Origin of the sequence: Chitinophaga pinensis DSM 2588, assembly GCF_000024005.1 — a bacterium.
Classification (GTDB): domain Bacteria; phylum Bacteroidota; class Bacteroidia; order Chitinophagales; family Chitinophagaceae; genus Chitinophaga; species Chitinophaga pinensis.
Map to the genome: position 1 here is coordinate 7,182,750 of NC_013132.1, position 15,481 is coordinate 7,198,230.

At 45.6% G+C, this 15,481-nt stretch carries 12 protein-coding genes; 5 read left to right on the forward strand and 7 right to left on the reverse strand.

Features of this window, described 5'->3' with window-relative positions; genetic code table 11:
• Positions 1 to 41: 41 nt before the first annotated feature.
• Positions 42 to 482: a YqgE/AlgH family protein gene (locus tag CPIN_RS27875; protein WP_012793224.1), complete on the reverse strand. Its 441-nt coding sequence runs from the start codon at positions 480 to 482 to the stop codon at positions 42 to 44.
• 304 nt (positions 483 to 786) lie between these two features.
• Here CPIN_RS27875 and CPIN_RS27880 point away from each other — a divergent pair, with 304 nt between their 5' ends.
• Positions 787 to 1,992 carry an acetyltransferase domain-containing protein gene (locus tag CPIN_RS27880; protein WP_012793225.1) on the forward strand — a complete coding sequence of 402 codons (1,206 nt, stop codon included), beginning with the start codon at positions 787 to 789 and terminating at the stop codon, positions 1,990 to 1,992.
• A gap of 158 nt (positions 1,993 to 2,150) precedes the next feature.
• Here CPIN_RS27880 and CPIN_RS27885 read toward each other — a convergent pair whose 3' ends face one another.
• On the reverse strand, positions 2,151 to 2,999 hold the full coding sequence (locus CPIN_RS27885; RefSeq protein ID WP_012793226.1) for an AraC family transcriptional regulator: 849 nt from the start codon (positions 2,997 to 2,999) through the stop codon (positions 2,151 to 2,153).
• A gap of 29 nt (positions 3,000 to 3,028) precedes the next feature.
• Positions 3,029 to 3,511: a lipocalin-like domain-containing protein gene (locus CPIN_RS27890; RefSeq protein WP_012793227.1), complete on the reverse strand. Its 483-nt coding sequence runs from the start codon at positions 3,509 to 3,511 to the stop codon at positions 3,029 to 3,031.
• A 191-nt stretch (positions 3,512 to 3,702) separates the two neighbouring features.
• Here CPIN_RS27890 and CPIN_RS27895 point away from each other — a divergent pair, with 191 nt between their 5' ends.
• The 4 genes from CPIN_RS27895 (at position 3,703) to CPIN_RS27910 (ending at position 8,820) form a co-directional block, all read left to right on the forward strand.
• Positions 3,703 to 4,272 carry a Crp/Fnr family transcriptional regulator gene (locus CPIN_RS27895; RefSeq protein WP_012793228.1) on the forward strand — a complete coding sequence of 190 codons (570 nt, stop codon included), beginning with the start codon at positions 3,703 to 3,705 and terminating at the stop codon, positions 4,270 to 4,272.
• Positions 4,273 to 4,360: 88 nt separating this feature from the next.
• The gene (locus tag CPIN_RS27900; protein ID WP_012793229.1) at positions 4,361 to 5,635 is read left to right on the forward strand and encodes an adenylosuccinate synthase; all 1,275 of its coding nucleotides are present in this window, start codon (positions 4,361 to 4,363) and stop codon (positions 5,633 to 5,635) included.
• 77 nt (positions 5,636 to 5,712) lie between these two features.
• Entirely contained in the window at positions 5,713 to 6,792 is a 1,080-nt protein-coding gene (locus tag CPIN_RS27905) for a hypothetical protein (protein ID WP_012793230.1), read from the forward strand.
• A gap of 165 nt (positions 6,793 to 6,957) precedes the next feature.
• Positions 6,958 to 8,820: a hypothetical protein gene (locus CPIN_RS27910; RefSeq protein ID WP_012793231.1), complete on the forward strand. Its 1,863-nt coding sequence runs from the start codon at positions 6,958 to 6,960 to the stop codon at positions 8,818 to 8,820.
• Positions 8,821 to 8,931: 111 nt separating this feature from the next.
• On the opposite strand, the gene CPIN_RS27915 is transcribed toward CPIN_RS27910, so the two are convergent.
• From CPIN_RS27915 to CPIN_RS27930, 4 genes are all read right to left on the reverse strand, one after another.
• A complete protein-coding gene (locus CPIN_RS27915; protein WP_012793232.1) occupies positions 8,932 to 10,935 on the reverse strand; it encodes a GxGYxYP domain-containing protein in 2,004 nt (667 codons plus the stop codon).
• 209 nt (positions 10,936 to 11,144) lie between these two features.
• Positions 11,145 to 12,767: an alpha-amylase family protein gene (locus tag CPIN_RS27920; protein ID WP_012793233.1), complete on the reverse strand. Its 1,623-nt coding sequence runs from the start codon at positions 12,765 to 12,767 to the stop codon at positions 11,145 to 11,147.
• 57 nt (positions 12,768 to 12,824) lie between these two features.
• Entirely contained in the window at positions 12,825 to 14,423 is a 1,599-nt protein-coding gene (locus tag CPIN_RS27925; RefSeq protein WP_012793234.1) for a solute:sodium symporter family transporter, read from the reverse strand.
• 4 nt (positions 14,424 to 14,427) lie between these two features.
• Positions 14,428 to 15,447, reverse strand: a complete 1,020-nt coding sequence (locus tag CPIN_RS27930) for a substrate-binding domain-containing protein (protein WP_044222677.1) — start codon at positions 15,445 to 15,447, stop codon at positions 14,428 to 14,430.
• Positions 15,448 to 15,481: the final 34 nt, after the last annotated feature.

Here is a 15,481-nt window from a genome sequence, read left to right on the forward strand (position 1 = left end):
AAAACCATCTGAACATATGCTCAGATGGTTTTTTTTATGTGCTAAAACAACTTGCCTGTTTGTGTGATACGCCAGCTACCTTCGTCAATCTCTTCATCCAGTTCTTTATAATCCCAGCCACAATAACCTATGAAGATCTTGATATCCTGCTCGGTCAGCGTATGCTCATTAATATGCTTTACAGCGGCCTGAAAATCGCCTCCCAGGAAGATATTATCACCTACCTGCTCCCCTCCGCTGATCAGGTCAGGACGCTGGTGTATGAAGAAAAGATGTTCCTTATCCACCGGACCACCTTCCCATAAAGGGAAATCCCTTCCGTGACTGAATTCTTCCAGTTCATTCAGCTTGCGCGGAAACCGGTTGTTGACAATGAAACCCATTGCCCCGTTTTCGTTATACTCCGTAATATAGATCACCGTACTTTCGAAAACGGATTTCTCCAATAGAGAGGTGCTGTTAATAAAGATGCCTGCCTTCATAAACTGAAGGTAACATAAAGTTGTTGTTACTTTGTCGCAGTGGTCAATATTCTTTCACCCCAAAACAGTACAATTGAAATAGACAGACTGGACCATCTGATACTGCAGGTACCCTGATCGAAAGCCTGCCAGGACGTACCGGCGCCATAGGAAAGATCGTCTCCAATTTACTTCCGTGACCCGGACGGGAATCTCATTGAGGTAAGTAATTACATGTAGATAAAAATATTCATTTCTATTTAGCGTAGCTTAGCAGCCCGGAACCACCAAACCATTTTGTACACTAAAAACAGCTGCTAAAACTATGGGAGCTTCCCTGACGGCCGGCAAAAGCCGCCGTATTGAATCTATTGATCTATTGCGTGGCATCATCATGATTATCATGTCGCTGGATCACGTACGCGACTATTTTCATGCATTTTCCTATTTACATGATCCAACTGATCTGCCGCATACTACCGCACCTATTTTCCTGACCCGCTGGATCACACATTACTGTGCGCCGACCTTCATGCTGCTGGCGGGTATATCGGCCTGTCTGTATGGCGGGAAAAACGGGAAGAAAGCGCTTTCTTATTTTCTGCTGACAAGAGGCCTCTGGCTGGTGATCGTAGAACTATTCATCATTACCCTGGCCTGGACCTTCAATCCGCACTATCCAGCCTTTATAATGCAGGTCATCTGGGCATTCGGTATCAGTATGATCACCCTGTCCCTGCTGATCCATCTACCGCGTAAAATACTGCTACCCTTGGGTATCCTGCTGGTAGCTGCACATAATCTGCTTGACAACGTGCATGTTACGGGTAATACACTGGCCGCATTCGGCTGGTCCGTATTACATGAACCCAATTTCGGCGGATTACATTTCGGTCCTTTCAACCCGATCATTGGTTATCCGGTAATGCCCTGGTTGGGCATCATTACCCTGGGCTACTGCCTGGGTAGCCTGTATGCACCCGATGTAGCACCGGAAAAAAGACAGCAATCCCTGCGTAACCTGGGTATTGCGAGTATCGTACTGTTTATTGTACTCCGCTGGACGAACCTCTATGGCGACCATGCTCCCTGGGCCGTACAGGAAAACTGGATGCTGACGCTCTTCTCCTTTGTAAATGTAACCAAATATCCGCCGTCACTGCTGTTTGTACTGATGACGATGGGTCCCGCACTACTGTTCCTGGCCTATGCAGAACGTCCGCTGAATAAAGTGACCGCTGCATTGACCGTATTCGGCAGGGTACCAATGTTCTTCTACCTCTTACACATTCCACTCATACACGGAATGGCAGTTGTAGCTGCTGTACTCACCGGACATCCGGCGTCAGATATGGTAAACCTGACCACCTGGGTGACTTCCAACGAAAAGCTACAGGGTTATGGATTCTCACTGCCAGTAGTATATCTGGTATGGGTAGTGGTGATTGCTTTACTGTATCCGCTTTGTCTGCGCTTCAGCAAGTACAAACAGGCGAATCAGGCGACGAAGAAGTGGTTGAGCTATTTTTAAATTAGGAATTAAGAATTAAGAATTAAGAATTGAAATGCAACGGAGATCGCTGTGTTTATCTAACAAAAGAATAGGCGTCCATCATTAGCGGACGCCTATTCTTTTATGCTGAAGCCTGTTGAGGCAATTCTTAATTCTTAATTCTTAATTCCTAATTCTTAATAACAGGGAATTGCATATTGCTTTCTGTAGGCACTGGGGCTCATACCTTTTATCTTCTTGAAAGTCCGGTTCAGGTGACTTTCATCTGTAAAACTCAGTTCGTGGGCAATCTCCGTGATCCGCATATCACTATGCAGAAGTCTCGTTTCTATCAGCCTTACTTTATAATGTGTGATATAATCCTGTAAGGTATCCCCTGTCTGTTTCTTAAAATACCGGCCCAGGTAGTTCAGCGCAATGTTAAAATGGGCGCTCAGTTTCTCTGCACTCAGCATCTCCGGTTCAAAAATATGCTGCTGTATAAAATGCAGCATATCCAGCACCAGTTCCCCTGTATTCTCCTTGATATTTTTAGGTAGTTTAAGCGCAATATTTCTTGCCACGATAGTAATGATGGTATTGACGATCTGGGCAGTGATACGCCCGTAATAGATCTGCTGATGCTCCTGCTCCGCAATAATACTTTCTACCAAAGCGGCGATCAATGGTTTATCTGTTTTGTTTTTGAGAATACATCCCGGCCGGTGGCTGGCATTCTGCAAAATACTTTCAATACAGTGGATCGCTGCTGCATCATGTGGCGACTTATCGCGCACATAATACTCATTGAAGCGGACAAAGAAAAACCGCGTGATTGTGCTGATATCAAATGAGTAACTATCCTGAGGGGTCAGCAGAAAAAGATTCCCTTTCTTGTAGGAGAACTGATTGCCATTTACATACTGTATACCGGTACCGGCTACTACATAGATCAGTTCAAAGAAAGTGATCTTCCGCTTTTTTACAGGAAAGGACTCCATCTCTTTCACGTCGATCTCGAAAGGTTTGTACAGTGTCTCTTTCATGATCGTAAGTTACCGAATTAGTGCAGGATTCAGCGGATACGCCGGAAAACAGAAATGGGGATCTCTCCATTGGGTCTGGGTGGCAATTGCCAGCTAAGCTGGTCTTCTTTCAGGATGAAGGTATTTTCACGGGTAGTGCCGTCCGAATTCGGAAAACTGGCCTTGTCGATATGAAAACGGATTGTCCCTTTTACAGGATCTACCTCATAGGTCCCGAAATGACAGCTCATACTGAGTACCGCATCCCGGTATTCTTCCGGCGTTCCCTTCTCCCGGTCTTTCGAAGCAAAAGGCATGCGCTGCTCACGGAAGATCTCTACCGTATAATGTCCATCCGCAGTAAATATGGCAATGCCATGCGGATTAGCGCCATAGTCTCTCTCCTGCTTACCATCCGGCATGATCATATCGGCAGCTGTCAGTTGCCAGGTACCTGTCAGCTGTTGCCCGGTCGCCGGCAAAGCGATATAAGCACCCAGTGTAGTCAGGAAAAAGGGAAGTATGTGTTTCATTTTTCATCAGATCGTGCAGGTAAATGGCTGCACTGACCCTACAAAACTAGGCCGGCCCATCTGCCCTTACCTGTAAGATTTTACCAAAAATCTGTACATTCCAGTAAGTATATCTGGTATTCCGGAACGCGGAGTGCAATTTCTTGTCAAATGACAATACGTTATATCCCCGGACAACGTAATTTTCAGTAATGGAACAACTCATCGCATATGTGGAACAGTTCGGTCAGCTGACTGCCTCGCAGAAAAGTCTGGTCCTCGCCGGCGTGGAAGAACAAGTCATTCCAAAAGGGAACTATTTCGTGGAATCAGGCAAGATCTGCGCATCCATTGGCTTTGTGTATAACGGCATTTTCCGTTCCTGTTATTACAATAAACAGGGAGATAGCTTCACCCGGTACTTTATTTATGAAGGCCGTTTCGTAGGAGATATCAATGGCTTTCTTGACAGAACCCCTTCCTCAGAATATATAGAAGCGATTACAGATGCGAAGCTCTGGGTGATCAGCAGGGAATACTTTGCCTTACTGGAATCGCAGATACCTGCCTGGGCGCAACTGCTCGCCCGGCTCAATTCTTCCGTACTGGAAAATAAAATGCGAGCCGTCAGCAACATGCTGACACAAGACGCACAAACCCGTTACCTCAATTTCCTGGAACATTATCCCGGATTAGCCAATCGTGTACCACAATCTATGCTGGCATCCTATCTGGGCATCACACCATCCTCCCTCAGCCGTATCCGGAAAAATATCACCTGAGCATTTTTCTTGTCAAATGACAATACGATTCTTGTCGCCTGTCCTCAACTTTGTGCTGTCTTTAATCATCGAATGAACAGCATCAATTATGAAACTGGATATTGTTTTAGGTCTTCAGTGGGGAGACGAAGGAAAAGGTAAGATCGTGGATGTCCTTGCACCTGCATATGGTATGGTAGCCCGTTATCACGGTGGTTCGAATGCCGGCCATACAATTGTTTTTGAAGGAAAGAAAATGGTCCTCAATACGGTACCCTCGGGTATATTCAATCAACAGACGGCCAATATTATCGGCAGCGGTGTGGTACTGGATCTGCTGGCCTTTCATAAAGAAGTAACAGGTTTACAGGCAAACGGATTTACTGTTGCCGAATGGCAGAACCTGTCCATCTCACGCAAGGCACATCTCTTACTGCCAACACACCGTCTCATAGACAAACTCTCTGAAGAGTCCCTGGGACTGCAAAAGATCGGTTCTACACAGAAAGGTATCAGTCTGGCGTATGCGGATAAAATGTTACGTCGTGGATTACGCGCCGGAGATATCCTCTTACCGGATTTCGAAGAAAAGTGTAAAGAGCTGTTATCGGCACATACACAACAGATAAAGACACACTATCAACAAGACATAGATACAGATACATTATATGCGGAAATACAGGAGGCACTGAAAACCGTATTATTATTCCCCATTATCGATACAGAATCAGGTGTTAATCAATATCTCTGCAAGGGTGGTAAAGTACTGGCAGAAGGCGCACAGGGCACATTGCTGGATATAGATCATGGTACTTATCCGTATGTCACTTCTTCCAGCACAACAGCAGCAGGCGCCTGTTCCGGCCTGGGTATCGCACCACAGAAAGTCGGCGAGGTATATGGCATCTTCAAAGCGTATACGACACGTGTAGGCAATGGTCCTTTTCCCACAGAACTCACCGATGAAACAGGGACATTACTCCGTACAAAAGGCCATGAATTCGGCGCTGTCACCAAACGTCCGCGACGCACAGGATGGCTGGATATTCCTTATCTGAAATATGCGATAATATTGAATGGTGTTACACAACTGGTTTTAACGAAACTGGATGTACTACAGGGAATGGAACAGATTGCAGTATGTACACATTACAGCGAAACAGATGGCATATCACTACCGCCATATACGGCAGATGTAACACCTGTTTATCAGGTACTGAAAGGCTGGAATGAAGACCTGACGGGCATCCGCAGTAAAGATGAATTACCTGCAGCATGTCTTGCATACATTGCATTCCTGGAAGCGCAACTACAGCTGCCTGTCCGTTATATATCAGTAGGCCCAGACAGAGAGCAGATGATTGTGGTTCCCTTTCCAGATTAACCAGTGGTTAACAACCACTTATATGATTATGTCTTTACTTTTGCACTGTCCCTCGTGAGGTTGCTAAAGTATGATGTATGAAATTAATTATTGCCTTTGCCATCTTTTCGCTTCAGTGTGCCGTAGCGTTTGCACAGACCACTGATACAGCGTCCCGTAATACGGGTACTATGCTGACGCCAGTCATTATCAGATTAAATATTCAGCCAGCGCAAAAGTATCAATGCTCCTTTCCTGTAAAGGATGTGGAAGTCATGATTGCTAATGGCGATACGAGTCGTCTTGGCTTTGTACAAACCGGCGTGAATAACAAACTTAGAGAAGCACGTCCGGACAGACCAATTCAGCAGTACATCCATGATTATATTCACGATACTTACAAGGAACAATACAAAAGCGAAGCACCGTACCTGTTACTTGTGATTAAATATTTCCGTATCGGCGAACGTACCGGTATAGGCAGAGAAAAGGCGTTTGTACGCCTTAAAGCAGACGCTTTCCGCTCAGATGATAAGATGTCTTACCAGCTTGCCTGTACTTTCGACACCGTACTGGAAAGAAAGGGTACTGACGTTACCAAACGCTTTAGTCAGTATATCGGAGAAACCATCGATCTTTTGATGGCGGCAGCAGATAAACAAGTTGCTACATCCCGCAAGTACCCCAGGGAGGAAGTTGTAAAACGGGAATTACGTCTCTATGAGGCGCCTGCATATAATATGGAAAATTATGCAGACGGCGTCTATCTTTCATACAATGAGTTTATCAACAACGCTCCATCTGTAACCTCATTTACGCCACTTTTTGAGGCGAATTGGGCAAAGATATATGCGCTCAACCGGGATAGCAGTAAGACGCTTATTCCCGCACCCTGGGGCATGTGCTATAAAGGACAATTGTACCTGTATGCGCAACGTAATCTGATCCCGTTCTCCCGTGATGGCCGGGCCTTTATCTTCCGGCAATATCTGCATACAGCAGACCGGAATAAATCTGTAGCATTGGCATCTGCGGCAAAGGCCGGTCTCGTCGGACTTGCACTGCCCAATCCGATGTTCAGTCAGGATATTATGAATGTTACCGACATCCCGCATATTGAGGGCATTCTGCCGGAAGCGACAACGATAGATCCGTTTAGCGGAAAGCTGATGTTTTAGATTAATTAAAATTAAATATAAAGGATGAAGCCCTGGCATAGAACGGAGATACTTCTCGTTTGCCAGGGCTTCATCTTTAAGTACGATTGTTCAGTTTATCTGTCTCTGTTTTTTATCCTTTAAAATCCTTATCTTCAGTAGCACTCATTAAAAAGACACCTCACCATGAAAGGACGTGTTCCTGTTTCGCAACCCAACACCCCCTCCCGTGCTACTGCTGACAATATTGGCGTCGCGGGTATCTCCAGACAAGCGGTTATACCAGCGCAGACAAAGCCCTTCTCCCCTGTCGTTCAGCGTTTACCCATATTTGAAGAGGACGCAGAGCCAGAGGCGACCAAATACTTCCAGGAGGTCATCATGCAGGATCCGGAAGCGAATATGTTTGATTTCCGTATGTTAAAACAACAAGCTATCAGCTACGGATGGAAGGGTCTGGCAGAACTAATGACCCAAAGCGAAATGAAGCTATTTGAAATGAAAAATACCGGAAAAGTAGAAAAGAAAGAAAAAGAAGAAAAAGAGAAAGAGGAAGATACCCTCCACCTGGAAGACATCAGCGGCATTTTCGAAGAAGCCATGGAATACTCCCGGAAAGGTTTATATGAAGTCATTGCAATGAACAAAGAATCTCTTGTAATGGATGCTTTGTTTACCGCTACCATGAAGCTTCAGATATATATGATAACCATGGAGGCCCGTGGGAATAATTATCCCTATCCCGACCTTGACAATCTGAATACAACTGACGATCTCCAGCGGGGCAGCGACGAGCTTGCCAAAGTAAAACGAGTGCCCACCCTTGATAATTATAGTCATGTATATAATAAGGCATTCGGTTGGAATGAGTTGGAAGACGAAGAGAAAAGAGAGATTCTTATTGAAAAAGGGGGATTTGAAAAAGAGCTGGCCGACCGAATAAAAATAGATGCCGAAAAAAATGCGAATACCTGGCTGAAATACGCAAAGCCTTATATTGAATTAAAAAGAGCATTCCTAGACGGATGGGGTGAACATGCACATGGCGCTTTTGAAAAAAGAGGCTTCTATTATTTCCTCAGTGGTGAACAGAAAGAAATACAAAAGCTAATTACCGGACAAGGTGACACAGAACTGGTAGAACCGACAGCAGGAAAAGTAACGCTTGCAACAGCGTTAAAGGAAGTATACAATTCCGCAGCTTGTCATGCAGATGCCATTCAGTTCATAGATATGCTTGGGAAAACAACGCTCAGTACAGGAACATCTAACCAGGACAAAAAAGGTGGCCTGCAAACAGAGGCATTAATCATATCGGAGTTACTGGACAATTCCACTACACCATTCACAGGTGTAAGACTAAGAGATAGTAATCATCACTCGCTTGTGCTGCTGTTTGAACGTGTAGGCAAAGACCGCCTGAAAGGCAACAAATACGACACTGTTGCTGGTAATAACACAGAAGAGATTCTATATTTTATGGAGCATACGCAGCCACTGGAAATGAAGACCTCACACGACCTGGTTGTGAAGGGGCTTGATAAAGCAGTCAGACAAACTGAAGGTAATTGGGAAATGGAATGGGAGGTATTTACGATAAACGATTTAAGCAAACTGGGAAATAATTTGAAAAGACAAGTATCGTCCACAATTAATAGTATCAGTGAAAGCATGTCGATATTTGATAAAAGAAATTTGGAAGATGAAAGTCTACTTAGATTTTCTGGCGTGGATGCTATACCGGCGACAATTGAACACCTTAGCAAACTGAATAAAGAAAAACCACTGTATCTCGAACAAAAGCAAAGAGAACAGGAAGGTATCAAAGTAGCAGAAGAAGAAGAACAGGAAAGAAGAAGATCGCTTTCCGCCACATTCAAAGAACAACTTGCAGCAGCTAAAAGTAAAGGTGATACTGAAATAAAATTGGTATTAACTGCAATTAATAATCAATTGGGAGAAGTCGCAGTGTTTACGATTGCAGAATCATGTAATATCGGTATGCAGAAAGTGAGCACTTTGATGAAGGATGTTTTCGAAGACATCTAGTTTGTTATTTTACTTTACCAAAGAGCTGATGTAAGCCACAGTAACTATAGCTTACACCAGCATAGAATTAATTTTTATCAACACAACAGCATGCTAATTGCCGTTGATACTTTACTGCGGATTCACTGTCAGGCCATTCGCCTCTCTCATCAGCTGAAATATATGATCAGGTCTTACTACCTGGTAATTCGCATTCAGTGAATTAGCGACATTCTTAAAGCTGGTCGGCGTCACGTTTGTCCAGGGTTGTGCCTGTATAATGATAAAACGTGGTGAAGCACCGTTCCAGCCGGCAGCAGCAGAAGCAATATGATCTTTCATGGCCTGCTCATTGGTACAGTAGTTACAGGAAAGCGCCATACCCGGCATACTGTTATTATAAATGGTCATACCTCCGCCGGTGTTCTGTGCGGTCAATCCCAATGTATAAGGTGCATTGGTCGCAAACGATTGTCCGACATTCTGATTAATACCACCAGTGATAGTATTCCAGATCGTGATTACACGGAATCCCGCACGACGGTTATAATTCTCTGTCTTAGCAACAAACTGATCCAAAGCTGCCTGATTAGGCCAGTTATTAGGATAAGTATAGCCATAACCAGAAGGACCAGAGATCAGGTTATCATTATTTGTGGCACTCTGGTAATAATAGTTCAGCGCCCCTGGCATAGCGTCCAGCATAGCAGGAGACAATGTCCATCCTATCGGTACAGCGCCACGGTCAGGATTATTCCAGAGCTTACGCATCAGGTGTTCAACATACTGTAAGTTATCCCCATCACTCAGAATAAAAGCTACATACAGTTTATTCTGCAAGGCAGGTTTTGCCGGCATCGGTTTCACATTCACCGTTCTGGAAGTACCGCTATGTACGGTGAGGTTAGTGGCCCAGTCACTCGCAATGGTAGCGATACCATATTGTGAAGCCCTTTGTACTCCCGGTGCTTCTTCGGGCCACCAGCCCATATAATTGGAACCGGCAGGCATGGAACTCAGGAAGCTGTTCAGCAGGGTGCTTTCAGCAGCCACATTCGGATCCAACCAGATAGTAGCCAGTCCGGTAGCTACCGCATATTCACGTAATGCTGCTTTATGCGCATCGGGGTTCAGACCAATCAATACGCGGTGATCAAGGTTAGGCCAGTAAGTATTATACAATGCCTGGTATACCGCCAGTTTGCTGCTGTACTGTCCACGTAAGTCCAGCAGGATAGGCAGATTATAAGGTGCCGCCTGTAACCTGGACAGGAGCAGCGGAGACGCAATCAGCGCTTTCTTGTCTTTGGCCAGTACAGTTGCCAGATTCACGGTATGGATCTGGTTAGGATCATACACGATCAGACCGGAGATTTCATTACGGTACTTGGTAATAAGGTCCCATTTGTTGCTGACCTCATTCCAGTTTAAACCCAGGGATTGCAGCCAGGTATACTGTCCTTCTGCAAAGGCGTCTCCTTCATAAGAGAAAAGACGTGGTTGTGTCCTGTTGACAATTCCTTTCAGGGACGCAAAAAGGTACATCTCTGCAGAGGAACCGTTTTGTTGTACACCAACCCAGTCTACTTTTGTATAGGAGGTACCTCTCCAGTATACGCGGAGCTCAATAGACTGATTGTTGGCCGGCATGGTAAAAGGCAGGGTAATACTCGTATAGTCTCCTGCTATCGGAAACTGCTTACGGGTAACTGCCCTGGAAGCCAGAATCTGGCCGGTTGTGGCATTTCTGACGTCGATATCCACCACAGGATCATCATTAGCGGTGTTGTTATCGACTTTCATTCTGAATTCGGCTACGTTAGGACCGGCAGGAATACTCATGTCATAAGGGCCATAGATCATGTGCTCATCGGCAGCATCGATGCCCGTCTGACAAAGCCATCCGTCCGACTCCAGCCTTCCCGTCTTATGACTGAGACTGGAGCCTTCTCCTTCCCAGCGGGTAGAAGATTCACGTAAAATAAATAGATCCTGCGTTTGCGCTGTTGAGGGAAACGAGGGCAACAGTTGTCCCTGTGGCCAGGATATCTGGGCCACTACCGGCGTGATGAACAACTGAAAAAAGAGTACCAGCGCTGTTGCTATGCGAACAGACAGGTTCAGAGGTTTGATCATAGGTCAACTCTTTAACGGTTAATGAATTAAAACATGTAAGGAGAAAGTACAGGAAAGCATAATGCACGTGGAAGCAATACGCTTTTCAATCGGATTATAAATTGGTTAACAATAATGAATACAGGATTAAATATACAAAAAAATAGCAGCGGATCAAGTTAAATATAAGATCAGCTGCCGCAGGCCATATTCAGGAACCGCCATAGTTGTCAGCCAGCCCTGAACCAACGATAGCCATAAGCTTCCAGGGTAATGGTATGCCGGCCTTTTTCATCTTCTATACTTTCAATATTGTCCATCAGATCAACCAATCTGCGGGTACCTGCCTCCTTTGCCATAAACACCAGTTCCTGTGGCTTTTCGCTGAAATTATGCCAGATAAACAAGCGGCGGTTTTTCCATTTATAATACATCCCTAATATATGGTCATAACCCGTTTCTATGATCTGCCATTCTCCGTTCCCAATCTCCGGACACTCCCTCCTTAATCTTATCATTGACGTCATCCAGTTCAACATAGAGCCTGCGTCTCTGCGCTGCGCTTCCACATTAATATGCACGTATGAATAATAACCGTCGTCAATCACCGGATGCAGTAATTTATCTGCCTTTGAAAAACCCGCCTGGTACTCCGCCGACCATTGCATCGGTGTTCTGACGCTGTTCCGGTCATCCAATGCCAGATTATCACCCATTCCTATTTCATCTCCATAGCGGAGTACCGGTGTGCCGGGTAAGGAAAACATGACACTGTAAGCCAGTTCGTTCTGCTGCCTGCTACCCAACATAGGACCCAGTCTACGGCGGATACCTCTGAAATATAATTGCATATCCTCTTCAGGTGCAAAGCGCTGGAAAACTTCATTCCTTTCCTTTTCAGACAGTCTCCCCAGGTCCAGTTCGTCATGGTTACGCAGAAAATGTGCCCACTGTGGTGTAGATGATGTCAACCTTGTCTGCTCCAACGCCTTGATCAGCGGCGTCGTTTTACAGGTGGCCAATGCGTAAAACAGGTACTGATTGACAAAAAAGTTGAACATCAGGTGTATACCATCACTGTTTTCACCAAAGTATTTCATACTGTCTTTAGGAAGCACATTCGCCTCTCCCAACAGTACGGCATCCCCTTTTCTCCATTGAAGAAAACGACGCATTTCTTTCAGATAATCAAAGTTCATTTTAGGCTTCTTCCCGCCTGGCGCCGGCGATTCCAGGATAAATGGAACAGCGTCAACACGGAAACCAGCTACTCCAAGCTGTAACCAGTATCCCATAATACGGGTGATCTCCTCCCTTACAGCAGGATTATCTGTATTAAGGTCCGGTTCAAACTCATGAAACCGATGAAAATAATAAGTACGGCTCTCCTTATCCAGTGTCCATGTAGACTTCTGAACACCAGGGAAAACCATTCCTTCGTCCCAGTCAGATGGCTTCTTATCTGACCATACATACCAGTCACGTTTAGGATTATCCTTTGATGATCGGGCCATCACAAACCAGGGGTGTTTATCTGAAGTATGATTGACAACCAGGTCAATGATCACTTTGATGCCTAACTTGTCAGCTCTGTGCATAAAATCCACAAAATCGCCACTGGAACCATGCCGGGGATCTACACCGTAATAATCCTGAATGTCATAACCATTATCTTTATTCGGAGTAGGCTGAAAGGGCGCCAGCCATACAGTATCGACTCCCATAGCGTGTAAATAGTCCAGACGATCACAAAGACCGGCAAAATCGCCCGTGCCGTCATTATTCCCATCCATGAAAGTTTCAAGATCAAGGCTATAAATAACTGAGTTTTTGTACCAGAGATCGTCCATCATATATACAAGCTTTGACGGACCAGAGAACAAAAGCAATGCCTAAGCTATGCGGGTGGATTATTTTGCTAATCCAAGGGGGGAGAAAATCACAAACAAGGCCACCATTGCCAATAACAGCAACACAGTATAAATATGTCTTTGTTTCCATGGTTGCAGATCTACTACATTATTCCATTGCTGTACAAAAGGCTCCTTACGGGGCGCAATAGCCGCTACTCCTAACATAAGTAGTACCGTCGCCACAAACAAGATCGACAGCACATGCAGGAAATGCAGACCCGTATCCACGACAAACTGTGCAATAGAATAGGTAAGGATAAAGAAGGTCAGTCCCATCTTTGCCGCAATGGCCGGCATCCGCTTATGGACCAATCCCAGGAACAGGATGGTAAAAATAGGCACACTGAAAAGACCGCTGACCATCTGGATATAAGTATATAGTCCCTGCTGTGCGAAAACGATAAAAGGCGCGATGATCATGGCCAGTAAACAGACCAGTAATTCAAAACGCCGGCTGACGCGTACCAGCTGACGCTCGCTCACTGCTTCCTGTCGCCAGGCTTTAAAGGGCTTATAGAGGTTCAGTACAAACAGGGTGCTGGTACTGTTCAAACCTGCATTAAAAGTGGTCAGGGCAGCCCCAAAAGTGATAGCAGCAATAAAGCCGGTCAGCATCGGGGAACAGACATCGCTGACAATCTTAGGAAAGACTTCCGCCGTATTCGTCAGGTGAGGGTACAGCAATACCGCAATCAGACCAGGTATATTCAGCAGCAGCGGGGAAATGATCTTGCCCACACTGGCGACGGCAATCCCCTTCTGGCTTTCCGCCAGACTACGGGAGGCCAGCGCCTGTTGTACAATATATTGCTCCGTACCCCAGTAATAGAGGTTCACCAGGAACATACCGGTGAAGATAGTAGGAAAAGGAACGGCATCCTGCGGACCGCCAATCGCATTAAAATGGTCCCTGCGGGAAGCTAATAGTATATCCAGCCCTGTGCCTGCGGAACCATGTCCCAGGTATTTCAGGGCGGCATAAGGCAGTAAAATCCCCCCTGCAAACATCCCCACTCCCAATACAGTATCTGAGATAGCCACGGCTTTTAATCCTCCGAGGATCGTATACAGACAGCCAATAAACCCGATCAGCCATACCAGTATCCAGATCGTGACCCAGTAATCGATATGCAGGGTTTCTGATACCCGGAATAAGCCGTTAAAGGAAATAGCGCCACTGTACAGTACAGAAGGCAGCATATTGACAATATAGCTGACAAGGAAGATCACCGACACGAATCGCTTCGTGCCGGTGTCATATCTTTCTTCAAGAAAATCAGGTGTTGTAGAGATACCGCTGCGCAGGTAAACCGGCATAATGAACTCGGATACCAGCAACATGGCAAATACCGAGGATAGCCCCCAGGCCATGACGCTCATGTTATTGGTATAGACAAGCTCATTCTCACCAATAAACTGTACTGCGCTGATATTTGTAAAGAACAGGGCGCCACCGACAACGAGGAAACCCAGGTTACGGTTGGCAAAAAAGAGGCCCGCGGCAGTCTGCAGGTTTTCTCTCCGGGTTTTATACCAGGAAATCAACGCCACAAAGATGGTTACCAGCAGAAAACTCAGTAAAGCCCCAACATTCATATTATCATAGAGAGTTACGTCGGATCAGGTTGGTGGGCAGCACCTGGTGCACCGGTTCCCGGCTGAGGACTGCCTGAGCCGCCCTTTTACCCATCTCACTGAAACTGACCGAGTAGGTCGTGATACCATTGCCGACAAGCTCTTTTACCGGCTCGTCATTATGGGAAAGAATACCTATATCCTTTCCCGGTTCTATTTTTCTTGCATTGCAATCCCTTAACAGGTTCCACAACTCAGCGTTCTCGTTCACATAATACACTACGCCTTTTTCTACTGAGCCGGGTTCATATTCACGTAGCACCTCTCCTTTGATCCCGTGCTCCTGCGTGAAGTTCCGGAAAGATCTGACAATTTCCGGAGGAAACAATGAATCCGGATTATGAAAGAAGACCATCTTATCAAATTGCTTAATCACATCGGCCAGTTCTTCAAAGATATGATAGGAAGATTGTTCAAATTCCTGTACCACATAATTGAAATCTCCTTCCAGCGGTTCATAACGGTCAAACATGAGCAATTTCTGCCGCGGGATGGTATTCAGCAGTTCCCTGGTACGGGGATGATGAATAGGAGAAATGACGTACATGCCGTAATGTCTGTTCTTCACCAACGAGAACATGGTCTCAAACACCTCAATGTTCCCGTGGTGAAAAAACACGTCCAGGTGAACGCCAGCACCGAGTTCGTTGCGGAAGCTACGGTAAAACTGTTCCTGGAAAGTATCGATCGTATACATCAGCAGCGCTACCTTCAGCGATTGCTTGGTATTATCGTCAGCAACAAAGTAACCCAGGCGGTTCTTGGCCTCAATCAGACCACGGTTCTGCAGTTCGCGGTAACCCTTGATCACCGTTTCCCTGGCAAACCCCAGCCCGGAGATCATCGAATTTACCGAAGGCAGTGCGTCTCCCACACAGATGATCCTGTCATTGATCGCATTGACAATGCCCTCGACAAAGCGCTCATGCTTGGAATAAGAAGGTACCTCATCCAGCTCCTGTATCTTTTCAAAAATTGTCTTCATCACTTCATAGTTGTTTATGCATTTAGCACGTCTC

Excerpts from the sequence above, each read along its gene's own strand:
- CPIN_RS27875 (WP_012793224.1), bottom strand. The coding sequence starts at position 482 with ATGAAGGCAGGCATCTTTATTAACAGCACCTCTCTATTGGAGAAATCC.
- CPIN_RS27880 (WP_012793225.1), top strand. The coding sequence starts at position 787 with ATGGGAGCTTCCCTGACGGCCGGCAAAAGCCGCCGTATTGAATCTATT.
- CPIN_RS27885 (WP_012793226.1), bottom strand. The coding sequence starts at position 2,999 with ATGAAAGAGACACTGTACAAACCTTTCGAGATCGACGTGAAAGAGATG.
- CPIN_RS27890 (WP_012793227.1), bottom strand. The coding sequence starts at position 3,511 with ATGAAACACATACTTCCCTTTTTCCTGACTACACTGGGTGCTTATATC.
- CPIN_RS27895 (WP_012793228.1), top strand. The coding sequence starts at position 3,703 with ATGGAACAACTCATCGCATATGTGGAACAGTTCGGTCAGCTGACTGCC.
- CPIN_RS27900 (WP_012793229.1), top strand. The coding sequence starts at position 4,361 with ATGAAACTGGATATTGTTTTAGGTCTTCAGTGGGGAGACGAAGGAAAA.
- CPIN_RS27905 (WP_012793230.1), top strand. The coding sequence starts at position 5,713 with ATGAAATTAATTATTGCCTTTGCCATCTTTTCGCTTCAGTGTGCCGTA.
- CPIN_RS27910 (WP_012793231.1), top strand. The coding sequence starts at position 6,958 with ATGAAAGGACGTGTTCCTGTTTCGCAACCCAACACCCCCTCCCGTGCT.
- CPIN_RS27915 (WP_012793232.1), bottom strand. The coding sequence starts at position 10,935 with ATGATCAAACCTCTGAACCTGTCTGTTCGCATAGCAACAGCGCTGGTA.
- CPIN_RS27920 (WP_012793233.1), bottom strand. The coding sequence starts at position 12,767 with ATGATGGACGATCTCTGGTACAAAAACTCAGTTATTTATAGCCTTGAT.
- CPIN_RS27925 (WP_012793234.1), bottom strand. The coding sequence starts at position 14,423 with ATGAATGTTGGGGCTTTACTGAGTTTTCTGCTGGTAACCATCTTTGTG.
- CPIN_RS27930 (WP_044222677.1), bottom strand. The coding sequence starts at position 15,447 with ATGAAGACAATTTTTGAAAAGATACAGGAGCTGGATGAGGTACCTTCT.